This is a genomic window from Nocardia sp. CNY236, assembly GCF_000482385.1.
Taxonomy (GTDB): domain Bacteria; phylum Actinomycetota; class Actinomycetes; order Mycobacteriales; family Mycobacteriaceae; genus Nocardia.
Genome location: NZ_AXVD01000017.1, coordinates 24246 through 39383 on the forward strand (window position 1 = coordinate 24246; position 15138 = coordinate 39383).

The following is a 15138-nucleotide window of genomic DNA, read 5'->3' on the forward strand; positions in this document are numbered from 1 at the left end:
ATGGGCCGCCGCATGTGCCCGGCGTCGGGGTCTGAAACAATGGTCTCCCGTGAAGAGCTTCGAAGCCTTGTTCGCTGAGCTGCAGGATCGCGCCATCGACCGTCCCGCGGGGTCGACGACCGTTGCCGCATTGGATGCCGGAGTGCACAGCCAGGGAAAGAAGGTGCTAGAAGAGGCCGGCGAAGTGTGGCTGGCCGCCGAACACGAGAGCGACGAATCGCTCGCCGAAGAAATCTCCCAGCTGTTGTATTGGGTTCAGGTGCTGATGGTGGGGCGTGGGCTGAAGCTCGAAGACGTGTACCGACATCTGTGACGGCCGTCCGCTTCTCGGCTTCTCCTCTCGAAAGGACTTTCATGCTGCGCGTCGCAGTCCCCAACAAAGGCGCCCTGTCCGAATCTGCTGTCTCGATCCTGGCAGAGGCCGGGTATCGTAAGCGCACAGATTTACGGGACCTGACCGTCCTCGATCCGATGAATCAGGTCGAGTTCTTCTTCCTACGCCCCAAGGACATCGCCATCTACGTCGGTTCCGGAGAGCTCGATCTCGGCATCACCGGTCGAGATCTGGCGGCGGATTCCGGTGCTCCGGTGCGGGAGCGGCTCGCCCTCGGTTTCGGACGGTCCACGTTTCGCTATGCAGCTCCGGCAGGACGGGAATGGACGGTCCAAGATCTCCACGACAAGCGCATTGCGACGTCCTATCCGAATTTGGTTCTGAGTGATCTGGCGCGCCGTGGCATCGAGGCCGAGGTGATCCGCCTCGACGGTGCGGTGGAGATCTCGATTCAGCTCGGAGTCGCCGATGCCATCGCCGATGTCGTCGGCTCCGGACGTACCCTGCGCCAGCACAACCTCGTTGCCTTCGGCGACTCGCTGTGCGAGTCCGAAGGGGTGCTTCTCGAACGCGAGGACGCCGACCAGCGCGATCGGGCCCGCAATCAACTCGTCGCCCGCATCCAGGGCGTAGTGTTCGCCCAGCAATATGTGATGCTGGACTACGACTGCCCCGAAGGCCTCCTCGATGCAGCGTATGCCGTGACCCCGGGTTTGGAGTCTCCGACGGTGGCGCCGCTGGCCGAGCGCGGGTGGGTCGCCGTGCGGGCGCTCGTACCTCGCGCACAGAGCAACGAGCTGATGGACAAGCTGGCCGATCTGGGCGCGAAGGCGATCCTCGCCACCGACATCCGCACCTGCCGCGCGTTCTGAACCCCGGGTCTCCGGGGCCGGGACCCGGGCATCCATGGCGAGCATGCCGGGTCGCCCGGGCTACTGCAGCCGGGTCGCGGCAGTGCTGCGCGCAGTGGGGTCGCCGGTTGGCCAACCGGGGTAGGGCGGTGGCGTGCCGCCGAATTCCGGGCACAGTGGCTGATAGTCGCAGTAGGAGCACAGTCGCGTCGAATTCGGCTGGAAGTCTCCGCTGCGACCGGCCTCCTCGATGGCCGCCCACAGTGCCGACAACGTGCGCTCGAAGCGCAGCAACTCCTGCTCCTGCGGGGTGTAGGTGAGAATCTGCGCGTCGGCGAGATAGATCAGGCGCAGTTGGGCGGGCACCCGCCCGCGAGTGCGCAGCACCATCAGGGCATAGAACTTCAATTGGAACAGCGCTTGGGTCTCGCGAGTGGGCCCTGGCGCACGGCCGGTCTTGTAGTCGACCACGCGCAGCGCGCCGGTTGCTGCCACGTCGATCCGGTCGATGATGCCCAGCAGCGGCACGCCGTCATCGAGTTCGACCTCTACTCGAGCCTCACACGATTCCGGATCGAATCGGGTCGGATCCTCCAGGCGGTAGTAACGGCGCACCAGCGCGCGTGCTTCGTCGAGGAACACCTCGAGCCGTTGGTCGGTGAGCGACTCGACGACCTCGGGGCGCTCACCACGCACCCGACTCCACGCCGAGGCAGCCAACGTGTCCGCTCTCTCGGGCAGACGTTCGGCTGCTGGAAGCCCGAAGAGGTCTTCGAGCACAGCGTGCACCAGCGTCCCGCGTACCGCCTGTAGTGAGGGTGTCTCCGCAATTCGGTCGATCGCCCGGAGCCGGTATTTCAACGGACACTGTTTGAAGTCCATTGCCCGTGACGGCGACAATGTCGGCCGGCCACCGGTGAGCGTGGTACGGAATTCGGAGCCGGACCGGTCGTCGACAGGGGGCGTGCGGGCAGTGGAGCGCATACCTGGCAGGCTATCCGGCGGCACCGACACGCTGGTGCTCCCTATCGAGTAGTCGAAGCGCGGAACGGAGATTCATGACGGCCGGACGGACAGGGCCATTCACCATCGGCGACCGGGTGCAGCTCACCGACGCCAAGGGGCGCCGGTATACGGTGGTCCTGCAGTCGGGCCACGAGTTCCACACCCATCGCGGCGGTATTCTGCACGACCGGCTGATCGGCGTGGACGAGGGAAGCGTGGTGCATTCCACCAACGGCACACCGTATCTGGCTCTTCGCCCGCTGTTGACCGACTACGTTCTGTCGATGCCGCGCGGCGCCGCGGTGATCTATCCGAAGGACGCCGCGCAAATTGTGCACGAGGGCGACGTGTTCCCGGGGGCGCGGGTACTGGAAGCGGGTGCGGGTTCCGGGGCGCTGACCTGCTCGTTGCTTCGAGCAGTCGGTCCGCAGGGGCAGGTGGCGTCCTACGAAATCCGCGCAGACCATGCCGAGCATGCGGTGCGCAATGTCGAGACCTTCTTTGGTGAATTACCAGCTAACTGGTCGCTGACGATTGGCGACGTCGGCGGCTACGCTGGCGAACCGGTGGACCGGGTGGTGCTCGACATGCTTGCGCCGTGGGACGTGTTGCCCACGGTGTCCACAGCTCTCGTCGCAGGAGGCGTACTCGTCGTCTACGTGGCCACGGTCACGCAACTGTCGAAAATCGTCGAGGCCTTACGCGAACAGGCGTGTTGGACCGAACCTCGCTCGTGGGAGTCGCTGGTGCGGCCGTGGCATGTGGTCGGCCTTGCCGTGCGCCCCGAACATCGGATGCAGGGGCACACGGCCTTTCTGGTCAGCGCTCGCAAGCTCGCCGAGGGAACCGTCGCGCCCAAACCGCAGCGCCGGCCCTCGAAGGGCTGAGCGGGCTGGGTTCGAGCGGTAGGCCTCGAGCGGGCTGGGCTCGATCGGGTCGACCTTCGAGCGGCTGAGCGAAGGACGGTGCTCTGTAGCCTTCAGGTGCAGGGAAGCCCTCAGGTGCAGGGAAGCCCTCAGGTGCAGGGTGCTTGTGCGAGACCGAGTAGTTGGCAGCCGCTCTCGTTCGACAGTTTCCAGGTGTCGTCGATGTTTTGCCAGGTCAAGGGGATCGCCGGTGCTACGCCGTGGGGGGATTCGATGGTCACCTGCGCGGTCGCGACAAGGCCGTGGACGGCGACCTCGGCGACGGTGAAGGTCAGCGGATAGCCCTGGAGTCCGGCGTTCATCCGATCGATGTTCTCGGTGCGCTGCTCGCCGTCGACGATCGCTGCCGCCTTGTCGGCCGTGGGCACGGCCGGATCTGCGAGCCGTGCCAATGTCGCCCGCAGCGTACCGGCAGTGGGCGCATCGGGCGCATCGGTAGCCTGGTCGTCGTGGCCGTGGGTATCCTCCGCGTCGTGGCTGTGGGTACCGTCAGCGGGGTGGTGGGTGTTCTCGGCGGAGTCGGCACCCGAAACTACGACGGCCGACGTCTGCGTCGAAGCGGCGGAGTCCTCGTCGGATCCGCATGCCGCCAACCCACAGGAAACAGCCAGCATTGCCGCGGCAGCGGCAAGGGGGATGCGCAGATGTCGGGCAGCAGGGAGCATGGTCAGCAACCTTTCAGCTCGGGTGGCGAGCGAGCTCGCGCACGGCAGGTTAGGGCAGGCTAACATGGATATTCGGCCGCCGGTCGCGGCCCAGATGTGATCACGACGAAACCATGTCGGAAAGCGAGAACGAGTCGCGCCCGGTAGCGTTGATAGACCGGGACTGGGAGGAGCAGCACATGAGCCCCATCGAGAATTCGGATTCGGCGGCCTGGAGAGAGCTCGAGGCGGTACGCGCCGAGGCGGCTGCACTCCGAAGGCAACTCGCCGACTCGCCGGATCGGTCGCGTGAGTTGGAAGCCCGTATCGATTCGCTGACGATTCGCAACACGAAGCTGCTGGATACGCTGAAGGAAGCCCGCCAGCAGCTTGTGGCGTTACGTGAAGAGGTCGATCGCCTGGGCCAGCCACCGAGTGGATACGGCATCCTGATCGGGGTGTACGACGATCAGACGGTCGACGTGTTCACGTCGGGACGCAAGATGCGGTTGACATGTTCACCGAATATCGAGACCTCGACGCTGGAGTACGGCCAGACCGTCCGTCTCAACGAAGCGCTCACCGTCGTCGAGGCGGGGTATTTCGACTCCGTCGGTGAGATCGGCACCTTGCGGGAAATCTTGGATGACGGACGCCGGGCTCTCGTCGTCGGACACGCCGACGAAGAGCGTGTGGTGTGGCTGGCCGGCCCACTGGGTAAGGTCGCCGAGGCCGACGATCTGGACGACCCGGATTCCCCGGTTCGCAAATTGCGCCCGGGCGATTCGCTTCTAGTGGACACGAAGGCCGGGTTCGCATTCGAGCGTATTCCCAAGGCCGAGGTCGAAGATCTCGTGCTCGAAGAAGTCCCGGATGTCGACTACGGCGATATCGGCGGTCTCGGTAGGCAGATCGAGCAGATCCGCGACGCAGTGGAGCTCCCGTTTCTGCACAAGGACTTGTTTCGGGAGTACGCACTGCGCCCGCCCAAGGGGGTACTGCTCTACGGCCCGCCCGGTTGCGGTAAGACGCTGATCGCCAAGGCAGTGGCCAACTCGCTGGCCAAGAAGATCGCGGAGGCGCGCGGCGAGGACGCCAAGGAGGCCAAGTCGTTCTTCCTCAATATCAAGGGTCCCGAACTGCTGAACAAGTTCGTCGGCGAGACCGAACGACACATTCGGATCATTTTCCAACGGGCGCGGGAGAAGGCCTCGGAAGGCACTCCAGTGATCGTGTTCTTCGACGAGATGGATTCTATCTTCCGCACGCGAGGCTCCGGTGTCTCGTCGGACGTGGAGACCACGGTGGTGCCCCAGCTGTTGTCGGAGATCGACGGCGTCGAAGGCTTGGAGAACGTGATCGTGATCGGCGCCTCCAACCGTGAGGACATGATCGATCCGGCCATCCTGCGACCGGGTCGTCTCGATGTGAAGATCAAGATCGAGCGTCCGGACGCAGAATCGGCGCAGGACATCTTCTCGAAGTACCTCACCGAGGGGTTGCCGCTGCACGACGACGACCTGGCAGAGTTCGGTGGCGACAAGGGGCTGTGCATCAGCGCGATGATCGAGCGGGTCGTCGACCGGATGTATGCAGAGAGCGAGGACAATCGGTTCCTCGAGGTCACCTACGCCAATGGCGACAAGGAGGTCTTGTACTTCAAGGATTTCAACTCCGGTGCGATGATCCAGAACATCGTGGACCGTTCCAAGAAGTACGCCATCAAGGCGGTGCTCGACACCGGAAACCCTGGTCTGCGTATCCAGCATCTCTACGATTCGATCGTGGACGAGTTCTCCGAGAACGAAGACCTACCCAACACCACGAACCCCGACGACTGGGCGCGGATCTCAGGTAAGAAGGGTGAGCGGATCGTCTACATTCGTACGTTGGTCACCGGCAAGAATGCCAGCGCCAGCCGTGCGATCGACACCGAGTCGAACACTGGTCAGTATCTCTGAATCTCGCAGACGGTTGGCCCGCACGGCTGTGCAAGCGTCGTGCGGGCCAACTGCTTCACCACCAGCCGACGATCGGCGACAACCGTCTGCCGAGCTCGGGGGCCAGTGATCGTGAGTAGCTGGCGGTGAGGTGATGTTCGTCGAAGTAGATCAGGATATTGCCTTCGGTGACCGCGCAGACATCCGATTCGCATACGGCATCGGACATGTCCAGCGGAAAGACATTGGGGAAGGCGGCAGCGGACTCCAACGCGGGGTTGACCTCGCTCAGCGCTGCCGCTCGGGGCATTCCGCAGGTGATTCGGTCGCCCCCCTGCTCGGCGAGGCAGTCGATCGCTTTGTAACGCACACCGTCCCGGCGTAGCCACGGAGTGTCGCGCATGGCGAGAACATCGAGCCCGCGCTCGGCCAGTTGTGACCAGACGTCGAGGTAGTCGGCTGGCGTTTCGTCGCCCTTATCGGCTCGTGGACGGGTCGCGGTCGTGAACACCCACTCCGGTTGGTCCACGCCCAAACGGTCGATCACCTCTGCGGACCAATCCCGGCAGTCCGGTATGGGTTGGCCTTTGTACATCGGCTCCGCTGCCACGGTCAGTGGGCAACCCATCTTCAGGTAGACCACGATGCGGAAACCATGTGTCCGGGCCAGTACATCGAGCGCGGGTACCCAGTGTTCGGCGTGAGAGCTGCCCACGACCGCAATCGTGCGGTCCGCGCTCGCGTCCCCGTATATACAGGTAACGACCTCCCGGGTATCCCAATCCGCGATGCACCCGTCGATTGCCGGGTAGGCGCGGTCTGCGGGCGCTTCGAAGACCGTCGGACGCATCTCTGCGGGAGGCACGTTCGCACCGCTGATCAAGGCCTCCGCGCCGGGGTACCGAAGCGGGTCGAGGGAGGCCACCGCGCGTGGCGGATTGATCGTGGTCACGACCTGGGCGCCAACCGACACGGTGAGTACTGCGACGCCCAGCACCGCCACGACCTGGCCGACGCGAGCGTCGCTCTTCGGTGCTCGGTCCAGGGGCCGCGTCGTTCGCATCCGCAGCGGCTGTTCGATGAACGTATTGGTGAGGCGGGCGAGAACCAGTGACGCGGCGATGATCGCGAGTCCGCCACCGAGTCCGATGGTTGTGCTTCCGGTTTGCGCGAGTACGAAAATCAGGATCGGCCAATGCCACAGGTAGAGGGCATAGGCCAACTCACCGAGTCGAATGGCGCCGGAAGAGCCGAGCAGGCGGTTGGGCAGCGGCTGCTCGGCAGCGGGAAGGTTGCTTCCAGCCACGATCAGCGCCAGCGCGGCGCTCACTGGAAACAGCGCCGCCGGCCCGGGAAACAGTGCCGCGCCGTCGATCAGCCAACCGCACAGAAGTACCGCGGCGGCTCCGAACACGGCCGCCACCGTCCGCAGGGCTCGGGATGGTGCCAACCGAGGCGCGACCAGCGCGAGCAGTGCTCCGGCCAACAATTCCCAGGCTCGGGCGAAACTGTCGTAATAGTTCCAGCCCTGGTGGGTCGTGGTGCCGTGGAGGGCATAGAGGAACGAGGCTGCCGCGGTGGCGGCGAGGACGACCAGCAACGCGGGCCGCAGCGCGTCGGGGCGGATGAAACGTTGGCACAGCCACACTGCCGAGGAGACGGTCGACAGTATGACCAGATAGAACTGCATCTGTACCGCCATCGACCACAGGTGCTGCAGTGGGCTGACGGCTGGGTCGGCGGCAAGGTAGTCCGACCATGACAGCGCCAGATACCAGTTCTGGTAGTACAACAACGATGCCAGTGTCTGTGCCGAGATTTCGCCCCACTGGGTGGGCGGGCGGATCAGAACAGTTGCGATGACCACCGCAGCCAACACCGTGACCAGGGCGGGCAGCAGCCGGCGGGCGAGGCGACGCGCGGTGTGCCCGATTCGTATCGTGCCGGTGGACTCGGCGCCGCGCAGCAGCGAGCCGGTGAAGAAGAATCCGGACAGTACCAAGAAGATGTCCACACCACCGGAGACCCGACCGAACCAGATGTGGAACACCACGACCAATGCGATCGCGACTCCGCGCAGGCCGTCCAGATCGTGTCGGTACCCCCCGCTCTGGGGTGCGGGCTCGTTGCTGGTGCCCGTGCGCGGCACACCTGCTGTGGTCGCTGAGCCCAACCGGATGAACCGACTCACCACACGGGTGGCGGTCACCGTGCGCGCACGGCGTCGTCGCGGAGGCAGCCGGACGTGACGGCCGCGTGGCGGGTACATGTACAGGACACGTCATCTCTCTTACCACGGGCGACGGTACGCGGTCCACCGCGGCCGGACTCGCGACTACCCACCCAGCACGGTTCGGTCACGACGTGGGTGTGACGCAAACCCCGGCGATGCGGACAATTCGGGTGCACGCCGACGGGGGTGCGGTCCATGGCCGATAGGGTGGTGGCGTGAACGTCGAGGTGACACCCCTGCCGGGTATCGGTGTATGTAAGCATTTTCCGTTGACCAATGCACCGCGCTGCTGCGGCGTGATCGATCATACTGCCGGCGATGTGCTCGCCGGCGTCGGCGCCGCCGAGGGTCGGGCGGCGGCCGCCACGATTGTGCTGGACGGCTGATCGGCGATGGTAGAACACGAGACCGCGCTCGCATTGATCCAGTTGGGTGCGGTGTTCTTCGGCCTCGGTCTGCTCGGCAGGATCGCCGCGCGCATCGGCATGTCGCCGATCCCGCTCTACTTGGTCGGCGGGTTGGTGTTCGGCACCGGCGGCGTGCTCGAGTTGCGGCAGGTCTCGGATTTCATTCACCTCGCCAGCGAGATCGGCGTCGTCCTGCTCCTGCTGCTGCTGGGACTGGAATACAGCGCCTCGGAACTGGTCACCGGCATGCGCCGCTCTCGTGCGGCCGGCCTGATGGACATTGTGCTCAATGCCACTCCGGGTGCTTTGGTCGCGCTTGCGCTCGGCTGGGGTTTCGAAGGCGCTATCGCCATGGCCGGCGTCACCTATATCTCGTCCTCGGGAATCGTCGCGAAGGTGCTCAACGATCTGGGCAGGCTCGGCAACCGTGAAACGCCGGTGGTGCTGTCCATCCTGGTGTTCGAGGATCTGGTGATGGCCGGATATCTTCCGGTTCTCACCGCGGTGCTCGCCGGCGTCGGCTTCGTTGCCGGGTTGAAGACGCTGAGTATCGCGCTGGCTGCAGTGACGATCGTCATGGTGGTTGCACTGCGCTATGGCCGGTTCGTGTCGGCGATCGTCGACAGCGAGGACCGAGAGATCTTCCTGTTGAAGCTGCTCGGCTCGGCGCTGCTGGTGGCTGGAATCGCCTCCGCGGTGCAGGTGTCCGCGGCGGTCGGTGCGTTCTTGCTCGGCATTGCGATTTCCGATTCGACCGCACGCAATGCCACCAAGCTCTTGGAACCGCTGCGCGACCTGTTCGCGGCGCTGTTCTTCGTGCTGTTCGGTCTGAGCACCGATCCAGCGAGCATTCCGCCGGTGCTGGGCTGGGCGTGCATGCTGGCAGTGGTCACGACGGTGACCAAGGTCGTCACCGGATGGTGGGCGGCGAAGCGGGCCGGCGCCGGTCGTTACGGTAGGGCGCGCGCCGGCACGGCGCTCGTGGCGCATGGCGAGTTTTCGATAGTCATTGCGGGCTTGGCCGTGTCGTCCGGCGCGGAGCCGGAGTTCGCCGCTTTGGCGACTACCTACGTTCTGCTGATGGCAGTTCTGGGTCCGGTCGCCAGTCGGTTCGTCGAGCCGATTCTCACCTTCGCATTGCGCCGTCGCGTCGGTGTGTTCTGAATCGACGTCCGGTTTCGATGCGTCCGGCGAGTCGAGATGCGGCAGAGCGGAATTCGAGGGAAAGTGGGGTGAATACCGAACGCACCGGAAGGATTGTCGCTCATGGTATTTCCGCAGGCCTTGGCAAATATCAACCGCTACATCACCAACCCGGCAGCCAGTGTGGTCGCGGGCCGAGTACCGGGATTCGGCATCGTATTGCACAAGGGGCGCAAGTCCGGGCGTGCCTACCGGACTCCGGTTGTGGTCTTCGAGCGAAACGCGGGATACCGCATCGCGCTGACCTACGGTCGAAATGTCGACTGGGTCAAAAATATTCGCGCGGCTGGTGATTTCGCGCTGGAGACCCGGGGACGCGTCGTGGAATTGACGGAGCCGGTGATTCGGTGCGACCCGTCCATGGATTGGGCGCCGTTGGGCGTCCGACAGGTATTGCGCGCGATTTCGGCCGACTACTACCTCGACTCTCGCCCGGTGGACTGAGTCCACGGCCGGCGGTGCCGAAGAGGAGTAGAAATCTGCACATTGGGGCGCTGGGTGTCATCGCTCTCGGGCCAGGACCCGATAGCCGACGTTCCACAGCCACTCGACCGGTCCCCGTTCGAACCGGCGCAACCACAGGTGCGCGCCGCAGGCGATGAGCAGCGCTACCAGGAGATACACACCGATGGTGAACGGGACGCGATCGCCCGGCGAGACACGGGCTGCGAGTCCGAAGCCCCAGCCGTAGCACAAGATCGATGCCACCAGGTTCTGCAGGATGTAGCAACTGAGCGCAGTGCGGCCGATTTCGGTGAGTCTGCGCCCGAGAAATCCCACATGTGGGCGCCGCACATACCACTCGGCGACCGCCGCCAGAATACCGAAGGCGACGAAGGGAGCACTGCCGTAGCGCATACATATGACGAGGTCACCGCCGCCCGCGGTACCGACGAGTAGATCGATGGGCGCAGCGACGCCGAACCCGACGATCATCAGCTGTCTGCGGATGCGTCCGCCATCCGGGTGGAATACACCCGCGCGAAACAGCCGAGTGCCGAGCAGAAAGAGCGCGACCGACATCGCGAACACGAAAATCGGCTCGAACCGGAACAGACCCACATTGTCGAGGCGGAACACCACGAGATCCCAGAACGAACCGTCTGCATAAGGATTCGGGTGCAGCAGCGAATGCGAGACCGGACTTTGTTGCGGCGCAAAGGCCGTGGCGAGAGCGATGAGTGTCAGCAGAGCCACGTGCACACCCGCGGCTCCGATCAGCCAGCGGCGCTGCGTCCGCTCGCCGGTAGCCAGCACGAAGGCGACGACGAGGCCGGTCACTGCATAGCCCATCAGTACGTCGAACTCGGCGATGAACAGGAAGTTCAGTAGTCCGTCGAGGAACAGCAGTCCCGCGCGCCACGGGTACGTGCCGGGCCATCGCCGCCCGGCCCTGATCGCCGACTGTTGCTGGATTGCCAGGCCGATGCCGAACATGATGGTGAGCAGCCCGAGGAATTTGCCTTGGCACAGCTGTTGGAGCACCCGCTCGGTCCACATCCACTCGCCGGTCGACCGACCCAGTTCGTTCAGGTAGCCGACCAGGCCCTGCGGGTTGGTCAGAATCCAGATGTTGGTGCCGAGTGTGCCGAGGATCGCGATGCCGCGCAGCACGTCCAGCGCGACGAGCCGGGTCGGCGCGTGTGCCGGCGGCACCGTGGGCTGGTGGGGTGGCGCGATCCGCGTGCATCGATCGGAGCCCGATTCGGACATGCGGTGAGCGTACATCGCCTGATTGTGGCGCAGATCTGCGCCCGACGCGGTTGGCGCCCAGATCTGTGCCCGACCGTGTCCTGCGGAGGACGACACGGGCACGACATCCCCTCCCGCCGGTCGCGCCGGCTTCGGCTGGGTGCGTCGCTTACGCTCGACAGCATGCAGCGCATCATCGGAATCGAGGTCGAATACGGCATCTCGACCCCCACCGAGCCGTCGGCCAACCCGATCCTCACCTCCACCCAAGCCGTCTTGGCCTATGCCGCCGCCGAGGGCGTGCCGCGCGCAAAGCGCACCCGCTGGGACTACGAGGTGGAATCGCCGCTGCGCGATGCCCGTGGATTCGACCTGAGTCGGATCAACGGACCCGCTCCGGTGATCGATGCCGACGAGGTCGGCGCGGCCAATATGATCCTCACCAATGGCGCGCGACTCTACGTCGACCACGCCCACCCCGAATACTCCGCGCCCGAGGTCACCGATCCGCTGGACGCGGTCATCTGGGACAAGGCCGGCGAACGAGTCATGGAGGCGGCTGCCCGTCACGCGTCGAGCGTGCCGGGAGCACCGCGCCTGCAGCTGTACAAGAACAACGTCGACGGCAAAGGCGCCTCCTACGGCACCCACGAGAACTATCTGATGAGCCGGGAGACGCCGTTCAATCAGATCATCGTCGGGCTCACGCCGTTCTTCGTGTCGCGCCAAGTGGTCTGTGGGTCCGGTCGGGTCGGAGTCGGACAGTCCGGCGACCATGCGGGCTTCCAGCTGTCCCAGCGGTCGGACTACATCGAGGTCGAAGTGGGGTTGGAGACCACCCTCAAGCGCGGCATCATCAATACCCGCGACGAACCGCACGCCGATGCCGACAAGTACCGCAGACTGCATGTGATCATCGGTGACGCCAACCTGGCCGAGATGTCGACCTACTTGAAAGTCGGTACGACCGCCTTGGTCCTGGACCTGATCGAGGCCGGCGAAGACTTGTCGGATCTGCAACTGGCCCGCCCGGTCACCGCGGTCCACGCAATCAGTCACGACCCGACACTGCGGGCAACTGTCGCGCTGGCAGACGGTCGCGAACTCACCGGACTCGCATTGCAACGCGTCTATCTGGACCGGGTGATCAAGTTCGTCGACCGCAGCGGCAACGACAGTCGGCGCGTCCACGACATCATCGAGAACTGGGCCACGGTTCTCGACCTGCTCGAGCGAGATCCGATGGAGTGCGCGAACCTGTTGGACTGGCCGGCCAAGTTGCGTTTGCTGGAGGGCATGCGCAACCGAGAGGGACTCGGTTGGGCGGCGCCCAAGCTGCACCTGATGGACTTGCAGTACTCGGATGTGCGATTGGACAAAGGGCTCTACAACCGGTTGGTTGCTCGAGGCTCGATGAAGCGGTTGATCACCGAGCAACAAGTCCTCGAGGCGATGACCAATCCGCCCACCGACACGCGCGCCTACTTCCGCGGCGAGTGTCTGCGGCGTTTCGGCGCCGATATCGCCGCGGCCAGCTGGGACTCGGTGATCTTCGATCTGGGGGGCGACTCTCTGGTGCGCATACCGACCCTGGAGCCGCGCCGCGGTACCAAGGCTCATGTCGGCACGCTGCTCGACGGCGTCGACACTGCCGCGGACCTCGTGGAGCAGCTCACCACCTGAGCGAGGGCCGCTCCATGACCCCGCGGTCGTCGTTGCTCGGAGGTTGTCGGTGATGGAGCGGGTTGCTGATCTACTACGGCCCAGCGGCAAAATAGGCACACTGTCGGTGCTGGTAGGTAGTGTTGAAAGACGAGCACGGACACTGCTCATGATCGGAGCCGTGCTCACGATGGGTTCCGGTCATGATGAGGACAGAGGAGGTCGGCTGCCATGGCACAAGAGCAGACCAAGCGCGCCGGGGGTGGCGACGAGGACGAGGGTTCGGACGGTGTGGATGCCGCCGGCCAGGAGCGCCGCGAGAAACTGGCGGAGGAGACCGACGACCTGCTCGACGAGATCGATGATGTGCTCGAGGAGAACGCCGAGGACTTCGTCCGCGCATACGTGCAGAAAGGTGGCCAGTGACAGTCGGTGACCTCTCGAGTCGTCAGCTCGGGTATTCCCTGTCGTCGTTTTCCGAATACCTGCGCAGGCATGCTCCGGACCTGTTGCCGACTACCAGGTTCGGTCACGGTGCCGCCGGCACCGCCGCGCAGGACATCGCGCCGCACGGCACCACGATCGTCGCGGTGAGCTACCGAGGCGGCGTCTTGATCGCCGGCGATCGGCGGGCCACTCAAGGAAATCTGTTGGCCAGCCGGGACACCGAGAAGGTCTACATCACCGACAGCTACTCCGCGGCCGGGATTGCGGGCGTCGTGGGTATGGCGGTGGAGATGGTGCGGATTTTCGCGGTGGAACTGGAGCACTACGAGAAGCTCGAAGGTGTGCCGCTGACATTCGACGGCAAGGCGAACAAGTTGTCGAAGATGGTGCGGGAGAACCTGCCCGCCGCGTTGCAAGGGTTGGCTGTGGTGCCGATTCTCGTCGGCTACGACTTGGAAGCCACCGATCCGGACAAGGCGGGTCGCATCGTCTCGTTCGATGCGGCGGGCGGACGCAGTGACGAGCGTTTCGGCTACGCCGCGGTCGGTTCGGGTTCGATGTTCGCGAAATCGGCGCTGAAGAAGTTGTACACCAAGGGAATCGATCAGCAGCGCGCACTCCGGATCGCCGTCGAGTCGCTGTTCGACGCGGCCGACGACGATACCGCGACGGGGGGTCCGGATCTGGTCCGCGGCATCTTCCCGACGGCGATCGTCATCGATGACGAGGGTGCGATAGAGGTGACCGAGCCGCTACTGGCCGAACTCACTCGCGAGATCGTCTCCGACCGCGAGGCCGCCGAGGAAGGGAGCGCCTGATCATGACGTTGCCGTACTACGCGTCGGCCGAGCAGATCATGCGCGACAAGACCGAGCTCGCCCGCAAGGGCATTGCTCGAGGGCGCAGCGTGGTCGTGCTGACCTACGACAAGGGAGTGGTGTTCGTCGCAGAGAATCCCTCCGCGACTCTGCACAAGGTCAGCGAGCTCTACGACCGGGTGGGGTTCGCCGCGGTGGGCAAGTACAACGAGTTCGAGAACCTGCGTCGGAACGGCATCCTGCAGGCCGATATCCGTGGATATCAGTACGACCGCCGTGATGTCACCGGTCGTGCGCTGGCCAACGCGTACGCGCAGACGCTCGGGGCAATCTTCACCGACCAGCTCAAGCCCTACGAGGTGGAGATCTGCGTGGCGGAGGTGGGATACCCGGAACAAGCCGCGCAGTCGGTGCTCTACCGCATCACCTTCGACGGCTCGATCGTGGACGAACGCGAGTTCGTGGTGATGGGTGGGACGACGGAGCCGATCGTCACCGCGTTGAAGGCGTCCTACCAGCCGGGCTCGGATCTGGCTTCCACGGTAGGGGTCGCAGTACGCGCCTTGCAGGCGGGGCTGCCCGAGGGTGCGGACAAGGACAAGCGTGCCCTCGGTGTCACATCGCTCGAGGTCGCTACCTTGGAGCAGGCGCGTCCGCGTCGGGCGTTCCGCCGAGTGACCCGGTCCGCGTTGGAGCGGCTGCTGGCTTCGCCGCAGACCGTGGACGCTTCGGTGGTAACGAAGGAGGCATCCGACTCGAGCGACGAGGAGCCTTCGGCAGGCAACGGTACGTCGGCGCAGTAGCACTCCGTGTAGGCCGGGTATTCACGATCCCAGCGGTCTGCGAACCGGGCAGTTCGCAGACCGCTTTGTGCTGCCCGGAGACGAGCCGAAGGGCAGACCGGTTGGTTTCGGTCAGGTGAATTCCGGCACGCCGGGCCAAATCGTTGCCAAGGCGTATGCATCTGGGTTGCGCG

Annotated in this window: 15 protein-coding genes; 11 read left to right on the forward strand and 4 right to left on the reverse strand. The window is 64.8% G+C overall.

The window, feature by feature from the left end:
* Positions 1–31 precede the first annotated feature (31 nt).
* Both K940_RS0112010 and hisG read left to right on the forward strand, forming a co-directional pair.
* Complete coding sequence (locus K940_RS0112010) at positions 32–313, forward strand: phosphoribosyl-ATP diphosphatase (protein ID WP_196812182.1); 282 nt, start codon at positions 32–34, stop codon at positions 311–313.
* A gap of 41 nt (positions 314–354) precedes the next feature.
* A complete protein-coding gene (hisG, locus tag K940_RS0112015; protein WP_028477758.1) occupies positions 355–1206 on the forward strand; it encodes an ATP phosphoribosyltransferase in 852 nt (283 codons plus the stop codon).
* Positions 1207–1266: 60 nt separating this feature from the next.
* Here the strand turns inward: hisG and K940_RS27965 are convergent, their stop codons facing one another.
* The gene (locus K940_RS27965; protein ID WP_051407115.1) at positions 1267–2169 is read right to left on the reverse strand and encodes a RecB family exonuclease; all 903 of its coding nucleotides are present in this window, start codon (positions 2167–2169) and stop codon (positions 1267–1269) included.
* A gap of 74 nt (positions 2170–2243) precedes the next feature.
* Here K940_RS27965 and K940_RS0112025 point away from each other — a divergent pair, with 74 nt between their 5' ends.
* Positions 2244–3077: a tRNA (adenine-N1)-methyltransferase gene (locus K940_RS0112025; protein WP_028477759.1), complete on the forward strand. Its 834-nt coding sequence runs from the start codon at positions 2244–2246 to the stop codon at positions 3075–3077.
* Between the two features lie 128 nt (positions 3078–3205).
* Here the strand turns inward: K940_RS0112025 and K940_RS0112030 are convergent, their stop codons facing one another.
* Complete coding sequence (locus tag K940_RS0112030; RefSeq protein ID WP_028477760.1) at positions 3206–3781, reverse strand: hypothetical protein; 576 nt, start codon at positions 3779–3781, stop codon at positions 3206–3208.
* Between the two features lie 179 nt (positions 3782–3960).
* Between K940_RS0112030 and arc the strand changes: the two genes are divergently transcribed.
* Positions 3961–5721: a proteasome ATPase gene (gene arc, locus K940_RS0112035; RefSeq protein ID WP_028477761.1), complete on the forward strand. Its 1761-nt coding sequence runs from the start codon at positions 3961–3963 to the stop codon at positions 5719–5721.
* 55 nt (positions 5722–5776) lie between these two features.
* Here the strand turns inward: arc and K940_RS0112040 are convergent, their stop codons facing one another.
* Entirely contained in the window at positions 5777–7909 is a 2133-nt protein-coding gene (locus K940_RS0112040; protein WP_369797501.1) for an acyltransferase family protein, read from the reverse strand.
* Positions 7910–8148: 239 nt separating this feature from the next.
* Here K940_RS0112040 and K940_RS33565 point away from each other — a divergent pair, with 239 nt between their 5' ends.
* The 3 genes from K940_RS33565 to K940_RS0112055 all read left to right on the forward strand — a co-directional run bounded on the left by K940_RS33565 (position 8149) and on the right by K940_RS0112055 (position 9987).
* A complete protein-coding gene (locus tag K940_RS33565; protein ID WP_231390346.1) occupies positions 8149–8319 on the forward strand; it encodes a hypothetical protein in 171 nt (56 codons plus the stop codon).
* Between the two features lie 6 nt (positions 8320–8325).
* Positions 8326–9504 (forward strand): cation:proton antiporter, encoded by a 1179-nt coding sequence (locus tag K940_RS0112050; RefSeq protein ID WP_028477763.1) that lies wholly within the window; start codon positions 8326–8328, stop codon positions 9502–9504.
* A gap of 102 nt (positions 9505–9606) precedes the next feature.
* Positions 9607–9987: a nitroreductase family deazaflavin-dependent oxidoreductase gene (locus K940_RS0112055; RefSeq protein ID WP_028477764.1), complete on the forward strand. Its 381-nt coding sequence runs from the start codon at positions 9607–9609 to the stop codon at positions 9985–9987.
* A gap of 57 nt (positions 9988–10044) precedes the next feature.
* Here K940_RS0112055 and K940_RS0112060 read toward each other — a convergent pair whose 3' ends face one another.
* A complete protein-coding gene (locus K940_RS0112060) occupies positions 10045–11256 on the reverse strand; it encodes a DUF418 domain-containing protein (RefSeq protein WP_081706325.1) in 1212 nt (403 codons plus the stop codon).
* 162 nt (positions 11257–11418) lie between these two features.
* Here K940_RS0112060 and dop point away from each other — a divergent pair, with 162 nt between their 5' ends.
* The 4 genes from dop to prcA all read left to right on the forward strand — a co-directional run bounded on the left by dop (position 11419) and on the right by prcA (position 14965).
* Complete coding sequence (gene dop, locus K940_RS0112065; RefSeq protein WP_028477766.1) at positions 11419–12918, forward strand: depupylase/deamidase Dop; 1500 nt, start codon at positions 11419–11421, stop codon at positions 12916–12918.
* Between the two features lie 210 nt (positions 12919–13128).
* Positions 13129–13323, forward strand: a complete 195-nt coding sequence (locus K940_RS0112070) for a ubiquitin-like protein Pup (RefSeq protein WP_028477767.1) — start codon at positions 13129–13131, stop codon at positions 13321–13323.
* On the forward strand, positions 13299–14162 hold the full coding sequence (gene prcB, locus K940_RS0112075) for a proteasome subunit beta (RefSeq protein WP_036528376.1): 864 nt from the start codon (positions 13299–13301) through the stop codon (positions 14160–14162). Before K940_RS0112070 ends, prcB begins: the two co-directional genes overlap by 25 nt.
* Positions 14163–14164: 2 nt before the next feature.
* On the forward strand, positions 14165–14965 hold the full coding sequence (gene prcA / locus K940_RS0112080) for a proteasome subunit alpha (RefSeq protein WP_028477769.1): 801 nt from the start codon (positions 14165–14167) through the stop codon (positions 14963–14965).
* The last annotated feature ends 173 nt before the right edge of the window (positions 14966–15138 follow it).

Coding starts and splice junctions, on each gene's coding strand:
- dop (WP_028477766.1), top strand. CDS start 11,419: ATGCAGCGCATCATCGGAATCGAGGTCGAATACGGCATCTCGACCCCC.
- K940_RS0112055 (WP_028477764.1), top strand. CDS start 9,607: ATGGTATTTCCGCAGGCCTTGGCAAATATCAACCGCTACATCACCAAC.
- K940_RS0112030 (WP_028477760.1), bottom strand. CDS start 3,781: ATGCTCCCTGCTGCCCGACATCTGCGCATCCCCCTTGCCGCTGCCGCG.
- K940_RS0112025 (WP_028477759.1), top strand. CDS start 2,244: ATGACGGCCGGACGGACAGGGCCATTCACCATCGGCGACCGGGTGCAG.
- prcA (WP_028477769.1), top strand. CDS start 14,165: ATGACGTTGCCGTACTACGCGTCGGCCGAGCAGATCATGCGCGACAAG.
- K940_RS0112060 (WP_081706325.1), bottom strand. CDS start 11,256: ATGTCCGAATCGGGCTCCGATCGATGCACGCGGATCGCGCCACCCCAC.
- K940_RS27965 (WP_051407115.1), bottom strand. CDS start 2,169: ATGCGCTCCACTGCCCGCACGCCCCCTGTCGACGACCGGTCCGGCTCC.
- K940_RS0112070 (WP_028477767.1), top strand. CDS start 13,129: ATGGCACAAGAGCAGACCAAGCGCGCCGGGGGTGGCGACGAGGACGAG.
- hisG (WP_028477758.1), top strand. CDS start 355: ATGCTGCGCGTCGCAGTCCCCAACAAAGGCGCCCTGTCCGAATCTGCT.
- K940_RS0112050 (WP_028477763.1), top strand. CDS start 8,326: ATGGTAGAACACGAGACCGCGCTCGCATTGATCCAGTTGGGTGCGGTG.
- arc (WP_028477761.1), top strand. CDS start 3,961: ATGAGCCCCATCGAGAATTCGGATTCGGCGGCCTGGAGAGAGCTCGAG.